This is a genomic window from Kerstersia gyiorum, from assembly GCF_004216755.1.
GTDB classification, from domain to species: Bacteria; Pseudomonadota; Gammaproteobacteria; order Burkholderiales; family Burkholderiaceae_B; genus Kerstersia; species Kerstersia gyiorum.
The window spans coordinates 271453-287936 of record NZ_SGWZ01000002.1 but is presented as its reverse complement, the minus strand read 5'-3'; the positions used below and the strand labels follow the sequence as shown (position 1 = coordinate 287936).

Sequence of the window (16484 nt, the reverse complement as noted above, 5' to 3'; positions counted from 1 at the left end):
CCTGCTTACCCGCCCTCCCGGCATACGCCATGCCTGCCATGCACGGGCCGACATCCGTCCGGCCATTCTGTTCCGGCGCAATACATACATTGAATCCATAAGCACATTCCCCGGCCGCCCAATATCAATATAGAAATTCGGTCGTTGGTGCCTATCCCCTGCAATTCAATAATGCATTTTTCGGCGGCATTCCCGCCCTGTCTTTTCATGGTTTCCGACGATGGCTCATGCATTTCGCCTGGAACATGTCTCCAAGTCATTTAGCCGTGGCAAGGAAACATTGCCAGCGCTTTCCGATATTTCCCTGGAAATACCCAGCAATTCCTTTTTCGGCATTGTCGGCACTTCCGGCGCCGGTAAGAGCACCTTACTGCGGTTATTGAATCTGCTGGAGCGTCCGGATAGCGGCGATATTTATTTCCAGGATCAGCCCCTGGCCAATCTGCGTGGCGCGGCATTGCGCCGATACCTGAGCCGGGTTGCCACGATTTTCCAGCACTTCAATCTTTTTCACAGCCAGACGGTGCTGGAAAACATCGAGTTTCCCCTGTCCGTGCGTGGTGTGGGGCGCACGGCGCGCCGTCGCAAAGCCCTGGAGTTGCTGGAACTGGTCGGCCTGCAGGGCAAGGAAAAGGCCTATCCCTCGCAGTTGTCCGGTGGCCAGAAGCAACGCGTGGGGATTGCCCGGGCGCTGGTGGCAGATGCCGAAGTCCTGCTATGCGACGAAGCCACCAGCGCGCTGGATTCCGAAACGACGCTCGTCATTCTGGATTTGCTGCTGCAGCTCAAACAGCAACTCAACCTGACCATTGTCCTGATCACCCACTCCTGGGATGTCGTGCGCTATGCGGCCGATTCCGTCACGCTGATCCAGTCCGGCCGGATCGTCGAAGCGGGCAAGGTACGCGATCTGCTGCATGACGCGGATTCCTACCTGGGCCGGCAACTGCTGCCTGCCCCCGACCTGGGGCACGCCCCCCGCCCCGGCTGGGTGCGCTACGACCTGATCCTGCCGGATATCCGTGCCCAGGGGTCGTTCCTGTCCGATGCCGCACAACGCCTGGATCTGGCCTCTGCCGTGGTCTCCGGCGGTGTGGAACGCCTGGGCGGTGTCGATGCTGCCCGCTTCAAAGTGGATTTCGATTTTCGCGACAAGCCCTCAAGCCTGATGCACTCGCTTTCTTCCATCCTGCGTGAAAAAAGCATTGTGCTGGGAAAGGTAACGGAAACATGAATGCCCGTGACTGGACGATTTACCTGCCTGATTTCTGGGAAGCCCTGGGCCAGACCCTCTATATGACATTCTTTTCCGGGGTGCTGGTCATCGGGCTGGGGGTGGCCGCCGGCCTGGCGCTCTACCTCACTGCCCCCAATTCCTGGTGCCCTCGGCCGCTGGTCTATCACACGCTCAATACCATCGTGAATACCGGCAGATCCATTCCCTTCATCATCATGATCGTGATCCTGATCCCGGTGACTCGCTGGATCGTGGGCACGCCGCTGGGCCCGGTCGCGGCGCTGGTGCCGTTGACTTTCGGCTTCACGCCATTCTTTTCCAGATTGATAGAAGCCAATCTGCGCGAGCTGGACCAGGGCCGGATCGAAGCCGCCCGCGTCATCGGCGTCACCACACCGCAATTCATCTTCCGCATTCTGCTGCCCGAATCCCTCTCCGGCATCATCGCGTCGGCCACCATCATCCTGGTCGGCCTGGTGGAAGGCACCGCTGTCGCAGGCGCCATCGGCGCAGGCGGCGTGGGCGACTTCGCGCTGACCTACGGCTATCAACGCTGGTTCGTCGAACTGATTTTCATCGCGGTGATTGCCATGGTGCTCATCGTGCAGACCATCCAATTGAGCGGGGACGCCTGGATCCGGCTGCGCAAGCACAAACGCTAGCACCGGCCTCCACGCCCCCCGCTGCGCTGCGATTCCCTTCCGCTTTCACACAAGGAACCACACGATGCACCGCCCTTCCTTTCGCCCTGCCAAACGCAACGCGCTGCGTACTCTCCTGGCCCTGGCTTCCGTGACACTCACCGGGCTGCTGGGCAGCGTCACCGCACCGGCCCACGCCGCTGCCACGGTTTCCAACGAGCCGCTGAAGGTTTACGTCACCCCAACGCCGCAAGGCGATATCTTGCGCTATGTGCAGAAGCTGGCCGATGCCGACGGCAGTGGCCTCAAGCTCAAGATCATCGAAAGCAGCCAGGGCCTGGACGCCAACCAGTTGCTCTACAAGGGCGATGTCGATGCCACCTTGCTGCAGCACCGGCCTTTCTTCGATTCCTGGGTCGCTGCGCACCCCGAGGCCCAGGGCAAACTGGTCAATGTCGCCACACTGCTGGTCAATGTGTTCGGCCTGTATTCGTCGCGCTATACGTCCATCAAGGACATCCCGGATGGCGCGTCCCTGCTGGTTCCCAATGAACAGACCAATCTGCCGCGCGCATTGTTCATCCTGCAGCAGCAAGGCCTGCTGGAACTGAGCCACCCGCAGTCCGATGGATCTACGGCAGCTCTGGCCATAGACGAGAAAAACATCACCGCCAACCCTCGGCACTTCAAGTTCATTCCAACGGAAACCCGGCTGCGCGCCAAATCGCTGCCGGACGTGGAGGCCTCGTTCATCAATGGCGACATCGCCCTGACCCACGACATCGACCCGCAAAGCGCCCTGGCCCTGGAGGACAAGCACAACAACCCCTATGCCAACGTACTGACCACGCGCACGGAACTAACGTCCGACCCGCGCCTCCAGCGGCTCGTGGACTACTTGGTGGGGGAGCAGGTCGCAGCCTTCATCAACGACAACTATCGAGGCTTCGTGGTGCCCGACCAGCAGCGCCTGCAACCCTGAACCGCACGCTCCCCGCCGCCCCGCCCTACCGATCAGAAAAGGCTACCGCATGAGCACCGCTACCCCGCGCCAATTGCATCTGAACGTCAACGCTTGGCTTCAGGGATTTGTCCCTTCCGCCTGGCGCGTGCCGGAAAACGACCCGCTCGGCTTCATCGACGTACAACACTATATACGCATTGCCCAATGGGCCGAGAAAGGTAAGTTCGACGCCATTTTCCTGGCAGATTCCGTCACGACCGACGGGCTCGCGACAGGGCCGGTTACTGCACTGGAACCCACCCTGGTCCTGACAGCCATTGCCATGGCGACCACGCACCTGGGCCTGGTCGCCACGGCTTCCACCACCTACAACGACCCGTACAACCTGGCGCGGCGTCTGGCCTCGCTGGACCTCATCAGCGGCGGACGCGCAGGCTGGAATGTCGTCACCACGGCTGATGCATCATCGGCGCGCAAGTTCGGCCAGAAAGACGTGCTGGCCCACACCGACCGCTACCGCCGCGCCGATGAGTTCGCCACGGTGGTCAAGGCGCTGTGGAACAGCTGGGAGGATGACGCGCTGCTGGGCGATGCCGCCAGCGGCCGCTTCGTGGATACCGCCAGGCTCAACACCGTGCATCATGCGGGCGAGTTTTTCCAGGTCGAGGGCGTGCTCAACCAGCCACGTTCGCCACAGGGGCATCCCGTGATTTTCCAGGCAGGCGGATCGGCTGATGGCCAGGCCCTGGCTGCGCGCCATGCCGAAGCCGTGTTCTCCGCGTCGCAATCCTTCGAGGAAGCGCTGGCCTATGCCCAGGGGCTGCGCCGCCACGCCCGGGCGCTGGGTCGCAGCCCCGACGGCGTCAAGGTCCTGCCCGGCCTTGGCGTATTCCTCGGCGGCACCCAGGCCGAAGCCCGCCAGCGCCACCAGGAGCTCATCAATCTCGTGCCCGTCGAACACAGCCTGAACCGGCTGGCCGGCAGGCTGGGCGTGGCACCGGAGCAACTCAAACTGGACGAACCCCTACCGCAAGACTTGCCACTGCCCAACAACGGCAATGGCGGCCATACCTTTTTTCGCGCCATCCTGGCGCGCTCACAGCAGAGTGGCCTCACATTGCGGGAATTTCTGGGGGAGTTTGCTGCCGGCGGCGGCCATCGGGAGATCGTCGGCACGCCCGAACAAGTGGCCGACGACATCGAGCATTGGTTCCGCCATGGTGCCGCTGACGGTTTCAACCTCATGCCGGGGCTGCTGCCCAGCGGCCTGCAGGATTTCGTCGAGCAGGTCGTGCCCTTGTTGCAGCAACGCGGCCTGTTCCGCCAGGACTACGCAGGCCGCACCCTGCGCCAGCACCTGGGGCTGCCCGTTCCGCAGACACAGACTGTCACGACAAGCCATACCGCCAGCGCCGCCTGATGCCTGCTGCCGCTCTCCCGCAGCGGCGCTAGGACCATTCCATCCCTTTTCGCATGTACTAGGAATTCCATGTCTCACATACCTCGTCAAATCCGCCTGGGTGCATTCCTGATGCAGACCGGCCACCACATTGCCGGCTGGCGCCATCCGGGCGCGCAGGCCGATGCTGGCAGCAATTTCCAGCACTATGTTGCACTGGCCCGGCAAGCCGAGGCAGCCCATTTCGATGCCATTTTCCTGTCGGATTCTTCCGGTATCCGTGGCACAGACCAGGCATCGCTGGCACGCACCGCCCGCAGCGATTTCTTCGAACCCGTCACCCTGCTGTCGGCACTGGCCGCCGTCACGCAGAAGATCGGGCTGATCGCCACGGTCTCAACCTCGTTTCACGAGCCCTATAACGTCGCACGCAAGTTTGCGTCCCTGGATCATATTTCCGGCGGGCGCGCCGGCTGGAACCTGGTCACGTCCAGCGGACGTACCGAAGCCCAGAACTTCAATCGTGACGAACTCGATGAGCACGCGCTGCGCTACGAGCGCGCCACCGAGTTCCATGACGCCGTGCTGCGGCTCTGGGACAGCTGGGAAGACGACGCCTTCCCGCGAGACAAGGCCAGCGGCATCTACTTGGACACGACCAAGCTGCATCTGCCTGATCATCGCGGCAAGCATTTCCGCATTCGCGGGCCGCTCAATGTCGCGCGTTCGCCCCAGGGCCGCCCGGTGATCGTGCAGGCGGGCGCGTCGGAAGCAGGCCGTGCACTGGCCGCCCGTACAGCAGAAGTCATTTTTGTCGCGCACCAGACACTGGAAGAAGCCCAGGCGTTCTATGCCGATATCAAGAACCGCTTGCCTGCGCAGGAACGGCAGCCCGATGACGTCAAGATCATGCCCGGCATTTTCCCGGTCATTGGCGCCAGCCTGGCGGAAGCCGAGGAAAAATTCGAGCAATTGCAGGAACTGGTCGACCCTGCTGTCGGCATCGCCCTGCTCTCAAGCACGCTAGGCAACGTCGACCTGTCCGGGTTGGCGCCCGACGACCCGGTCCCCACGCTGCCGGAAACCAATGGCCCGAAAAGCCGCCAGCAGTTGCTGCTGGACCTGGCGCGCCGTGACGGCCTGAATGTCCGCCAACTCTATCTGCGCATTGCCGGCGCACGCGGCCACCAGCAGGTCGTCGGCACGCCCAGCCAGGTAGCGGACTTCCTGCAGCACTGGTTCGAAAACGGCGCAGCCGATGGCTTCAACATCATGGCGCCGTGGCTGCCTGGCGGGTTGAACGATTTCATTGCCCATGTCGTACCCGAATTACAGCGCCGCAAACTGTTTCGCACCGCCTACGAAGGCAACACGCTGCGCGAACACCTGGGGCTCAAGCGCCCGGCCCATCCCGCTGCCTATCCGGCTTACGCCTGAGCGCAACGGCGGCCGCTCCTGGCGGCCTGCCGCCTCTGCCCGCCCTTCTTTCCTTCTTCGCGAGACTGCCATGTCCGAGCTTCTGGAACACACCGCCCCCCCATCCTCCGCCACACAAGCGCCAGCGCCTGATACATCCCAGGCCATTCACGCCGCCTGGGGTGCCAACCCCAGCGAACGTTATGAAACGCTCGCGCAAACCTGGCGGCCGGTCTTTGCCCGCATTCGCGCCAGCGCGGTCGAACGCGACCTGCAACACCGCCTGCCACACGCGGAAATCGGCTGGCTGCGGGAAGCAGGATTCACACGCCTGCGCCTGCCGGCGGCACAAGGCGGGCATGACGCAACGCTGCCTGAACTCTTCGGATTGCTGGTGGAACTGGGCGCTGCCGATACCAATGTCGTGAATGCCCTGCGCGCCCACCTGGGCTTCACCGAAGAAGTCCTGAGCGCCGACCCGTCCGCCTGGCGCGACTTCTGGCTGGACCGCCTGGCCCAGGGTGACCTGATAGGCGCCGGGCTTTCCGAAGCCGGCCCGGCCAAGGTAGGCAGCTTTGCCACACGCCTGGCGGCCGGCCCTGACGGCCTGCGCCTGGATGGCCGCAAGTTCTACACCACCGGTTCGCTGTTCGCCGACTGGATCTCCGTTGCCGCCCAGGACGACAGCGGTGACACGCACTACCTGCAAGTGCCGCGCCGGGCGGCTGGCGTGGAAGTCGTGGACGACTGGGATGGTTTCGGGCAGGCGCTGACCGCCAGCGGGACGGCAATCTTCACCAACGTAGCGATAGACGATATCTGGATCAAACCAGGCGCGACACGATTTCCTTACGCCGTGCCCTTCTATCAGCTGGTGCACCTGGCCTCGCTGGCCGGTATCGGGCGTGCCCTGGCGGGCGATGTCGCCCAGCGGCTGCGCCAGCGCGACCGGGTCTACAGCCACGGCAACAGCGCCAGCGCCGCTCAGGACCCCCAGCTTCTGCAAGTGGTGGGGCGCACCCATGCAGCCGCCTACACGGCGGGCGCGCTGACGCTGCACGCCGCCCAGGCCGTGCAACGCAGCCATGATGCGCACCTGCAGCGCACGGCAGACAGCGATGCGCACGAACAGGCGGCCGCCATTGCTCACGTGGAAGTGGACCAGGCCGTTTCCGTGCTGACCCGGGTCGTGCTGGAAGCCAGCACGGAATTGTTCGATGCCCTGGGCGCCTCGGCCACGCTGCGCCAGGCCGGGCTGGACCGCTACTGGCGCAACGCACGCACGATTTCCTCCCATAACCCGCGTGTCTACCGCGAGCGCCTGGTAGGCGACTTCGCCGTCAACGGCACGCCCCCACCCACCTATTACCGGGTCGGAATCAACGAAGCCGGGTCTCGCTGACGGCACCGCCGACAGGCTTGCGTGCTCAGGTGTGCGTGGCCGTGCCCAGATACAGTTCCGTCATTTCCGGGTCGGCAAGCAAGCCTGCCGCCGCCCCGGAAAGCACCACCTTGCCCTGGTCCAGGATATAGCCGCGATCGCTGATTTCCAGCGCCTGGCGGGCGCGCTGCTCCACCATCAGCACCGCAACCTTCAATTCCTTCAGGCGGCGGATCACGTCGAAGATGGATTGCACCAGGCCGGGGGCCAACGCCGCCGTCGGTTCATCCAGGATGATGACCTGGGGCGCGCGTATCAGGGCGCGAGCAAAGGCCAGTTGCTGGCGTTCGCCCCCCGACAGCGTGCCGGCACGCTGGCCCAGCCGGGGCTTGAGCGCCGGAAAGATGGCCAGCATGTCGTCGATCTGCCGGCGGCTGACACGCTTGTCCGCCACCAGCAGGTTTTCCTGTACCGTCAACGTGCGAAAAACGTTCGTGACCTGCGGCACGTAGGCCAGCCCGCGCTCGATACGCGCTTCCGTCGCCAGGCCGCTGATGTCCTCGCCCAGCAGTTGCACGCTGCCCGAGGTGCGCGGCAGCAGACCCAGCAGGGCCTTCAAAAAGGTAGACTTGCCTGCGCCATTGGTCCCGGCGATGGTCACGATTTCTTCCGGCCCTACCCTCAGGTCTATGCCGTGAATGATATTGACATCGGTATAGCCGCCAGCCAGTTGCTCGATGGTCAGTGCATCGACGCCAGCGGGTGTTCCGACAGATAGTCCTGCGCTCATATCACGCCCCCCATATAGGCATCCTGCACGATTTTCGAATTGAGGACAGTGGCCGGATCGCCCTCGGCAATCACCTTGCCCTGGTCCATGACATACAGCCGCGAGGACAGGCTCCTGAGCGCCTGCAGGTGATGCTCCACGATGAGGAGTGCAATGCCCTGCGCCTTCAGGCGGGTGAATATTTCCATCATTTCACCGATGCGTACCGGATTGACCCCGGCAAAAGGCTCGTCGAGCAGGATGATGGAAGGCTTTTGCATCAGTACCCGCGCCAGTTCCAGCAACTTCTTCTGGCCGCCGGACAATTGCGACGCCAGCAAGTCCCGCACATGGCTGATGCCCAGCATATCCAGTATGCCGTCTGCCTGCCGGGTACGGCTGGCAACGGTTTCCCGCATGCCTCGCCGCCCCAGCCATGCAGTCAGCATGTTTTCCTGGCGCTCGTCCTGCGCTGCCACCAACAGGTTTTCCAGCACGGTCAGGCGCCCGAACTCACGCGGCACCTGAAAAGTGCGGCACAGCCCCTGCCCCGCACGCCGATAGGTCGGTTGCCCCAGGATCTGCCGACCCTGGAACAGGATGCTGCCCGTGGTGGCGGGCAACTGGCCAGCGATGGCAGCAAACAGCGTGGTCTTGCCTGCGCCGTTGGTTCCTGCCAGGCCGATGGTTTCACCCGCATCGACACGCAGGCTGGCCTGGTCCACCGCCTTGAACGGACCATAGGTCACGGTTACGTTTTCAACAACCAGCATACCGCCCCCTTACTGTGCTTTGCCGAAGATGCCTTGCGGCCGAAACAGGCTGAACGCCACCAGCACGCAGCCGATGACACCCAGGCGGATATGCGCCAATTGCACGTCGGAAATACCCGGCAGGAAATCCCCCAGGAAACGCGACCCTTCCAGGATCAGCACCAGCACCAGGCTGCCCAGCAAGGCGCCGCGCATGGTGCCGACGCCCCCCAGGATGATGGACATCCACACGTAGAAAGTCACCAGCGAGATGAACTGCTCGGGCGAGATATAGCTGATGAAATGTGCATAGAACGCCCCGGCCAATCCGCCCAGGAACGAGCCGAACATCAAGACCTTGATCTTGAAGACCGAGGTTTTCTTTCCCAGTGCTACCACTGCCACTTCGTTGTCACGGATGGCGCGCAGCACGCGGCCGAAACTGCTGTGCTGCAACAGATAGACCGCCAGCATGGCCAGCAATACCGTCGCGATGATGATCAGCGCGAACATGCGATTCTGGCTGGCGCCCGCCCAGGCCGTAAGCGGCGGAATGGAGGCAATGCCCTGAACCCCATTGGTCAGCCAATCCTCCTGCTGGACGACGATGCGCACAGTTTCGGCAAAGCCCAGCGTCACGATGGCGAAGTAGTCCTCCTTGAGCCGCAGGGCGGCCATGCCGATGGGAATGGCCGCCAGCGCCGCGATCAGGCCGGCCAGCACCATGGACAAGACAATGGGCACGCCGCGCTGCGACAGAATCGCCGTCGCGTAGGCGCCAATGGCAAAGTAGGCCACGTGCCCGAAATTGATCAGGCCCGTCTCGCCGTACTGGATGTTCAGGCCGATGGCCAACAGGGCATAGATGGCCCCGATGATGCAGATAGATAGCAGATACGCTTCCATGGCTATCCCTTGGTTCAACGAGACTTTTCAACGGTGCCGAGCAGGCCCGAGGGGCGCAGCATCAGAACCAGTATCAGCACGGCGAAGGAGACGACGATCTTGTAGCTGGGGCCGACGAATGCGACTGACAGCTCCTGCGCCACGCCCATCAACACAGCGCCCAGCACCGCGCCGACCGGATTGCCGATGCCACCCAGGATGACGGCAGAAAACGCAGGAATCACGAATTCCCAGCCGAACTCCGGCAGCAACACGCTTTTGGATGCGATCAGCACCCCGCCCAGCGCGGACAATGCGCCGAACAGGGCCCAGAGGAACCAGACCGGCCAGCGCGACCTTATCGCACTGGCGCGCGCCAGCTCCGGGTTGTCAGCAATGGCCCGCAGCCGGCGGCCCAGGTCCGTGTAGCGGAAGATGCCGAACACCACCAGCAACGTGGCGACGCTGGTCAACAGCACCCAGAGGTCAGCGGGCAGCAGCCGAACGCCGTGGAAATTCCAGGCGCGCACCAGGGGAAAGTCGTACACCTGGGGCTGGCTGCTGACCAGCAGTTGCAGCACGCTGCGCATCATGAAGGCCAACCCGACGGCCGCCAGCAGATTGACCACCATGGACGCCTTGCTCAGGCGCCGGAAGACAAAATGCCAGGTCGCCAGGCTGAGCACCATGCACACGGCCATCGCGCCGCCGACCGAAAGCGCGAAATAAGGCAGTCCGACCGACTGGAATGCCAGTGCGGCATAAGCCCCCACTGTCATGGTGTCACCCACCGCAACGTTGGGGAACTTCGAAATGTCCAGCACCAGGGTCAGGGCCAGCGCCGGCAGCGCGATGACCATGCCCTCGATGAGACCATTGAGGATCAGGTTGATGAAGAAAGTACCGGACATATCCGACGACGCTCCAGCAATGAAACAGAACCGGTCGCCCGGGCAATCAGTCCAGCGAAATCGTGTCGACGCGCTCGAACTTGCCGTCCCTGATCGCATAGACGCCGAAATCCGGGTTGGAATCGCCGTATTCGTCGAAATTCAGGCGGCTGGACGCCCCTTCGTAGTCGATGTCCTTGCCTGCATCCAGCAGTGCCTTGCCCTGCGCATAGGAATAGACCTTTTCTCCGTCCGGATTGGAGACTGCTCGGATCTGGTCGCTGATCTGCTGCGGCGTGGCGTCGGCGCCCGCCTTGTGCGCAGCCAGCGCCAGGCTGATCACCATGTCGTAGGTCATGGCCGCATAGACGTTATCGGCCAGGTCTGCGCCGGTTGCCTGGCGATAGCGCTGGTTCAGGTCCTTGTAGCTGTCGGCATCGGAGTTGGAAACCGTATCGACGGAAATGATGCCATCGGTCACTTCCTGGCCCAGCGCCTGGACCAGTTCGGTATTGGCGGCCCAGCCGGGAATGATCCAGGCATTCTCGGCGCCGGAATGGAACCACTCGCGCAGGATGATGGTGGTATCTGGCAGGTAGGAACCCATGACGATCACGTCCGGATCGGTTGCCAGCACCTTCTGCAATTCCGAGCGGTAGCTGCTCCGGTTGGGCTCATACACCACATTGGCCAGTACCTTTCCCCCCTTGGCCTCCCAGGCCTTGATGAAGCCATCAGTATTGCCGCGCCCCGAGGCATTGTTGAAAGCCATGGTCGCTGGCTTCTTGTAGCCATTCTTGGCTGCAATTTCTGCAAAGGCGCGGCCAAAGCGGTCATTGGTCGCCTGGAAACGCCAGACCAGGTCTTTTTTGTCGATTTCTGAAATTGCGGGCGCTCCAGACACATTCATCTGGATAATGTTGGCGGCGTCGGTCAGCGGCAGCACGGCCAGCGTCACGCCCGACGCCCAGGTACCCAGGATGGCCTGCACCTTGTTGATTTCGATGAGTTTCTTGGCGGCGAGCACGGCAGCTTGCGGCTGGGTCTGGCTGTCTTCGGCGATCAGGCGCAGGGAACGCCCCGCCATGCCGCCCGCGTCATTCACTTCCTTGACGCCGATCTCCATGGCCTTGAGCATATTGCCGCCGTAAGGCGCGCCGGCCCCGGTGACAGGCACCAGCCCGCCGATCAACAATTCACCGCCGGACTGCGCCTGCACACCCGCCGACAGGGCCAACGCCACTGCCAGCGCCCCTGTTGCCTTGATCATGTCGCGGCGCTTGAAGGTCTGCTTTTTCATTTGTCTTCTCCTGATGCTTTTATTGTTGTAGGTCCGCGCTCGTCGCTGGTACCCGCGTGAAACCGCCATGCGCGCCCGGCCCTCCTCCCCCGGTCCGGGCACGCGGCGCCGTATCAACGGCGCAAGGTATTTTTCATCCACGTCCCCTGCTTCATGATGCCGCGCAGGCGCGCGCCCTGGTCCAGCAGTACATTGATATCTTCCAGCGGGTTGCCATCCACGAACAACAGGTCGGCATGTGCGCCCGGACGGATGGTGCCCAGCAGTCCTTCCTGCTGCAGCACCTCGGCGGCCACCGTCGTCGCCGAACGGATGGCGGACAAATTGCCTAGAACATCCGCATGCAGCGCCAGCTCCCTGGCCTGCTGCTCATGGGTAGCGCCCAGCAGGTCCGAACCGAACGCGATTTTCACGCCTGCGCGGGTGGCCACTGCCAGCGCCCTCAACCCGGCTTCGCGCACATCGTCGATTTTTGGCCGCAGTTCATCCGGAAAGCCATAGCGCGGCCCGTCGCGAAACAGCGCGTCGTAGGTGATATTGGTCGGCACCAGATACGCGCCATGGCGCGCCATGACCGCCGCGCTGGCATCATCAAGCAGGTTGCCATGCTCAATGGTGCGCACACCGCACTGGACTGCACGCTCGATCGCCCGGGGCGTGTACGCGTGCGCCATCACGTAGGTGCCGGCATTGGCGGCTTCTTCAACGATGGCGCGCAATTCGGCTTCGGAATAGCCCAGGAAATGAATCGGGTCGTTGGGCGAAGCCACACCGCCAGAGGCCATGACCTTGATCTGCGTTGCGCCTTTCTGGATCTCCTCGCGAACGGCCAGCCGGACATTATCCACACCATCGACGACACGAGCGATTGCACCCAGCCGGTGGCTACAGGCGCACGGCTCGATCACATCGTTGCGGGCGCGGAAATCACCGTGCCCCCCTGTCTGCGACAAGGCCCTGCCCGATGGGAAAATGCGCGGTCCGGCCACCAGCCCGGTTGCGGTTGCCTGGGCCAGCGAAAAATCCGCCCCCCCGGCATCGCGCACTGTCGTGAAGCCACGTTGCAGCATCCCCTCCAGAATGGGAATGGCACGGAAGCTGATGAGAATATTGGGCACCATGGCATTGCGGCCCAGATTCATGTCGGACGCAATGGCATGCACGTGGCAGTCGATCATGCCCGGCATGACAGTCAACCCGCCGACGTCTATCGCATCGGCCGGCGCTGCTGCGTCCTCCGTGATGGCCGCAATGCGGCCATCACGCACCTCGATACTGCGGCCCGATTCCAGCAGCCCCGTTTCCGGGTGCAGAATCGTGCAATGCTTGAAGGACACACCCCCGATGTCTCCGGTTTCCATACCCAACCACCTCCTCGACAGTCCTGTATTGTGTTTTTGTTGTTACCTTATGTGCCAAGGATAAGAACAGCCCCGAGACCCGGCAAACCAAAAAATCTGATGCACGCATGACATTTGGGAATGGCACTTTCGACCAATGAAAAAAATATGTCCCTCCATCACCGAGCTGCAGGCTTTTGAAGCCGCCGCCCGGCATTCCAGTTTCACCAAGGCCGCCAGCGAACTGTTCGTTACCCAGGGAGCCATCAGCCGGCAGGTCGCCAACCTGGAAACTTATCTGGGCACCCCGCTGTTCATGCGCCAGAACAATCGCCTGCTACTCACCGAGGCTGGCGAATTCCTGCTGGAACAGGCGCAGGAAGCACTGCGCATTCTGGTGGACGCCAGCAACCACATCGTCTCCGGGCGCGGGCAGCGTCAATACGTCACGATCTCCGTGCCCCCCACACTGGCCACCTACCTGCTGATGCCACTGCTGGTGGACTTCTACCGTGAGCATCCATCCATACGGCTGAACTTCACCCCGCACGATCACCAGCAGAATTTCCTGGCCAACGAACATATCGACGTTGCCATACAGTTCGGCGAAGGCGCCTGGCCCGCGATGATTTCCAGCTATCTGGTCGGCAAGAAACAAGCCGTGGTGTGTTCGCCAGCCTATGCACAGGCGTGCGGGCTGCAGGATGTCTCCCGTTTCCCGGATGCCACGCTGCTGCAGCACTTCAACGTGCCGCATGCCTGGGTACAGTGGTTCCGTGAACGCAAACTGCCGGTTTCCACAGCGCATCTTGGCCCCAATTTCGGCCAGTACGACATGATCATCGCTGCGGCCAAGCTGGGCATGGGCGTGGGCCTGGTGCCGCGCTGCCTGGTCACGCAGCCCCTGCGCAGCCAGGAACTGATCGAACCCGTTCCCACACCGGAACTGGCGCGCCAGGGTTACTTCCTGTGCGTGCGCAAGGAACGCAGTAACGTGCAGGCCGTCAGCACCTTCGTCAACTGGCTGATGAGCCTGGACTTGCCTTCATACGTACATACCCAGTCCCGACCGGCCTGAAGCGGCGGGCTAGAATGACCGCATTCATGGCGCTATTCATGGCCGCATTCCCGACTCGTTTTCTTTCCCGCACGCATGACCGCAAAAAACCAGCCGTCTTCCGCCGATAGCCCGGTTGCCACCGCCCCCGCAGGCCCCACCGTTGCCCTTGCAACCGCCGCGCTGGTGGTGCTCAAGGAGCAATCCCTGTTGCTGGCCTTCAGCAACAACAAACAAGCCTGGTACCTGCCCGGCGGCAAAATAGATGCGGGAGAAAATGCGCAGCAGGCGCTGCTGCGCGAAATCGAAGAAGAACTGGACCTGGTGCTGGATACCGGGCGCTTGCAGTTTCTCTGCCATGTTTCCGCCCCCGCCTATGGCGAGGCGCCCAACGTGGTGATGGAACAGGACTGCTTTCTCTATGACGCCCGGGACGACCGCTTCATTGCCAGCCAGGAAATCGGTGATGCCCGCTATTTTTCTTTTGCCGAATACCGGCAGCAACCCGTACAGGTACCGGGCGTGCTGACCATGTTCGGCATTCTGCGCGAACGCGGGCTGCTGGCCTGAACGCCCCTGCCCGGCCCGCTGCAAACTGGTGCCGGCAAGCCGGCATTTCGATCACCGATCAGGCAACACGCCTATGTATCCGTCCCCCAGCTGCAGCACCTGGAACGGCGGGGTAACGATCTGCAGGCCATCTGCATACAGGCGGTCGATCAAGGCGGCAGCATCCAGCCGGTTCACCCCCTGCCCCCAGTCCCGCTCACGCCGCCAGGCGCCATCCTCGCCGCTTTGCGAAAACACGCTGATGCCTTCCACGGACTCATTGGCAAATACGATGGCCAGTTCGCCCGGCAAGGCTGGGTCCAGGCGGGCAAACACCACCAGGCAGCTCGGATGCCCCGCAGGCGTCAGCACACGGCAAGAACGCAGCACTTGCTCCACGTCCCAGCCTGGATAATTGCCGGCCAGGTCTTCGCGCAATGCGTGGTCTGCCGGCAGGCTGGGCAAGAGAGTCACCAGCAACTGCCGCATTTTCTCTTCGCTGCGATCGTCTTCTTCCTGATTTAACGCTTGGTCCAGACGGCCTTCCAACGGCCCGCCCGCCCCGGTCAGCCGTTCCAGCGCACGCTGGCCTGGCTTACCCCAGGAAGATTGCATTTCCGACAGCGGCACCTGTTCCGGCGGCAGAAGGCCCGCCTCGAAACGCGATACCTGCGACCAGACCGACAGCGCCTCCGGAGACAACAAGCGCGCCAGCCACAATACCGCCAGCAGCGCCATTGCCAGCGCCATGACGATATTCGCCTGGCGCACCCTTGCCATCCAGGCCTGGCGCCGCAACACTGCCCAGAAGTAGCAGATTGCGTAGCCCGCCGCCACCAGGACTGCGGTCAGGGCGCATACCCGCTGCGGCGTCAAGCCGTGCTGGTCGATACGCAGCCAGACGGCCCATACCGCCACGCCGGCAAACAGCGGCATGAGCAGTCCCAGGCCTCGCGAGGCAGCGCGCAGCAGTGGCGATGGGCTGGCATTTTCATCATCTTCGGCGATCACCGCGGAAATCAGGGTCGAGGCACCGAACACCGCGCAAACACACAATGCTGCCAGCGACAGGCCTATCGTGCCCCGGAACGGCAAAGCCACGATGAAGACCACCATGACGACGAAAAGCACCGGGGTCAGCAGGCGCAACAAACGCAGCAGCAGGACCGGAGAGACATAGCTGCCCAGCTCGGACGAAACCGCCAGGCCCAAACCGAGCAGGCAGCCCGTCACCATGACGGTTACCGGGGCATGGGTCAGTACGTCCCGCACGATGTCGATGCCGACAAAACCCAGCAGCTCGCTGCTGGCGATCAACACCACCCAGGCGATGCCCGAAAAAACGAAGGCAGCCGCCCAGGCGCAAACAATATCCCAGCTATGGGCGAACAAGAGCCGGTAGTCGCGCCAGCCGCCCGGCTGCGACAACCCTGCTGCAAGAAAGGGCACGGCAATCACGGGCAGCAGTGCCATGCCCACCCACATTTGCGGCGCCTGGAGGAACTGCTCCACTTCGGCATAGCCTCCCATGCCGATCAACACCAATACGCCACTCAGCAACGCCAGCCCCCCCGCTGCGCTCAGCGCTCGCAGCAGCGGCAACCTGGGCAGCAACGACAGGGCAGCAAAACCCAAGGTTCCCGCCGCTACCAGCAAAATTACCCAAGTGGCCTTGTCCTCGGCCTGGTTCAGCAAGGTAAACAGCCACCAGCACAACAGGCCCATAAGTACGCCAGCCGTACCTAATTGAAAACGTCTCTGATAAACGGGATTTGCCAGGCTCATACGCTGCTTGAAGATAGACATTCGAAACCGGCGCGAGCCTACGGCCAGCGCCACGACAACGGCAGTATGCCATCCTGGCACGATCTGCCCACGCACGCGGCACCGTGGTGTCGTAACAC

General features: G+C 62.7%; 15 protein-coding genes. 8 read left to right on the top strand and 7 right to left on the bottom strand.

The window, feature by feature from the left end:
- Window positions 1–220 precede the first annotated feature (220 nt).
- The 6 genes from EV679_RS07585 (at window position 221) to EV679_RS07560 (ending at window position 7059) form a co-directional block, all read left to right on the top strand.
- The gene (locus tag EV679_RS07585; RefSeq protein ID WP_068368585.1) at window positions 221–1234 is read left to right on the top strand and encodes a methionine ABC transporter ATP-binding protein; all 1014 of its coding nucleotides are present in this window, start codon (window positions 221–223) and stop codon (window positions 1232–1234) included.
- Complete coding sequence (locus EV679_RS07580; protein ID WP_130486900.1) at window positions 1231–1899, top strand: methionine ABC transporter permease; 669 nt, start codon at window positions 1231–1233, stop codon at window positions 1897–1899. The genes EV679_RS07585 and EV679_RS07580 overlap by 4 nt, the downstream gene beginning before the upstream one ends.
- Before the next feature lie 64 nt (window positions 1900–1963).
- Window positions 1964–2860, top strand: coding sequence for a MetQ/NlpA family ABC transporter substrate-binding protein (locus EV679_RS07575; protein ID WP_130486899.1), 897 nt, complete (start codon window positions 1964–1966; stop codon window positions 2858–2860).
- 49 nt (window positions 2861–2909) lie between these two features.
- Complete coding sequence (locus tag EV679_RS07570) at window positions 2910–4262, top strand: LLM class flavin-dependent oxidoreductase (RefSeq protein ID WP_130486898.1); 1353 nt, start codon at window positions 2910–2912, stop codon at window positions 4260–4262.
- A gap of 69 nt (window positions 4263–4331) precedes the next feature.
- Complete coding sequence (locus tag EV679_RS07565) at window positions 4332–5678, top strand: LLM class flavin-dependent oxidoreductase (RefSeq protein ID WP_130486897.1); 1347 nt, start codon at window positions 4332–4334, stop codon at window positions 5676–5678.
- A 70-nt stretch (window positions 5679–5748) separates the two neighbouring features.
- Complete coding sequence (locus EV679_RS07560; RefSeq protein WP_130486896.1) at window positions 5749–7059, top strand: acyl-CoA dehydrogenase family protein; 1311 nt, start codon at window positions 5749–5751, stop codon at window positions 7057–7059.
- Window positions 7060–7084: 25 nt separating this feature from the next.
- Here EV679_RS07560 and EV679_RS07555 read toward each other — a convergent pair whose 3' ends face one another.
- The 6 genes from EV679_RS07555 to EV679_RS07530 all read right to left on the bottom strand — a co-directional run bounded on the left by EV679_RS07555 (window position 7085) and on the right by EV679_RS07530 (window position 12995).
- The gene (locus EV679_RS07555) at window positions 7085–7828 is read right to left on the bottom strand and encodes an ABC transporter ATP-binding protein (RefSeq protein WP_130486895.1); all 744 of its coding nucleotides are present in this window, start codon (window positions 7826–7828) and stop codon (window positions 7085–7087) included.
- On the bottom strand, window positions 7825–8580 hold the full coding sequence (locus EV679_RS07550) for an ABC transporter ATP-binding protein (protein WP_130486894.1): 756 nt from the start codon (window positions 8578–8580) through the stop codon (window positions 7825–7827). Before EV679_RS07550 ends, EV679_RS07555 begins: the two co-directional genes overlap by 4 nt.
- A 9-nt stretch (window positions 8581–8589) precedes the next feature.
- Window positions 8590–9465 carry a branched-chain amino acid ABC transporter permease gene (locus EV679_RS07545; RefSeq protein WP_068368603.1) on the bottom strand — a complete coding sequence of 292 codons (876 nt, stop codon included), beginning with the start codon at window positions 9463–9465 and terminating at the stop codon, window positions 8590–8592.
- Between the two features lie 14 nt (window positions 9466–9479).
- Entirely contained in the window at window positions 9480–10355 is an 876-nt protein-coding gene (locus tag EV679_RS07540) for a branched-chain amino acid ABC transporter permease (protein ID WP_068368605.1), read from the bottom strand.
- A gap of 46 nt (window positions 10356–10401) precedes the next feature.
- A complete protein-coding gene (locus tag EV679_RS07535; RefSeq protein WP_207224906.1) occupies window positions 10402–11634 on the bottom strand; it encodes an ABC transporter substrate-binding protein in 1233 nt (410 codons plus the stop codon).
- A 113-nt stretch (window positions 11635–11747) separates the two neighbouring features.
- A complete protein-coding gene (locus tag EV679_RS07530) occupies window positions 11748–12995 on the bottom strand; it encodes a metal-dependent hydrolase family protein (RefSeq protein WP_130486893.1) in 1248 nt (415 codons plus the stop codon).
- Between the two features lie 136 nt (window positions 12996–13131).
- On the opposite strand from EV679_RS07530, the gene EV679_RS07525 reads away from it, so the two are divergent.
- Both EV679_RS07525 and EV679_RS07520 read left to right on the top strand, forming a co-directional pair.
- Window positions 13132–14052 carry a LysR substrate-binding domain-containing protein gene (locus EV679_RS07525; RefSeq protein WP_068368611.1) on the top strand — a complete coding sequence of 307 codons (921 nt, stop codon included), beginning with the start codon at window positions 13132–13134 and terminating at the stop codon, window positions 14050–14052.
- A 75-nt stretch (window positions 14053–14127) separates the two neighbouring features.
- A complete protein-coding gene (locus EV679_RS07520; protein ID WP_083969452.1) occupies window positions 14128–14601 on the top strand; it encodes an NUDIX hydrolase in 474 nt (157 codons plus the stop codon).
- Window positions 14602–14652: 51 nt separating this feature from the next.
- On the opposite strand, the gene EV679_RS07515 is transcribed toward EV679_RS07520, so the two are convergent.
- Window positions 14653–16305, bottom strand: a complete 1653-nt coding sequence (locus tag EV679_RS07515) for a DUF4153 domain-containing protein (RefSeq protein ID WP_165389989.1) — start codon at window positions 16303–16305, stop codon at window positions 14653–14655.
- Window positions 16306–16484: the final 179 nt, after the last annotated feature.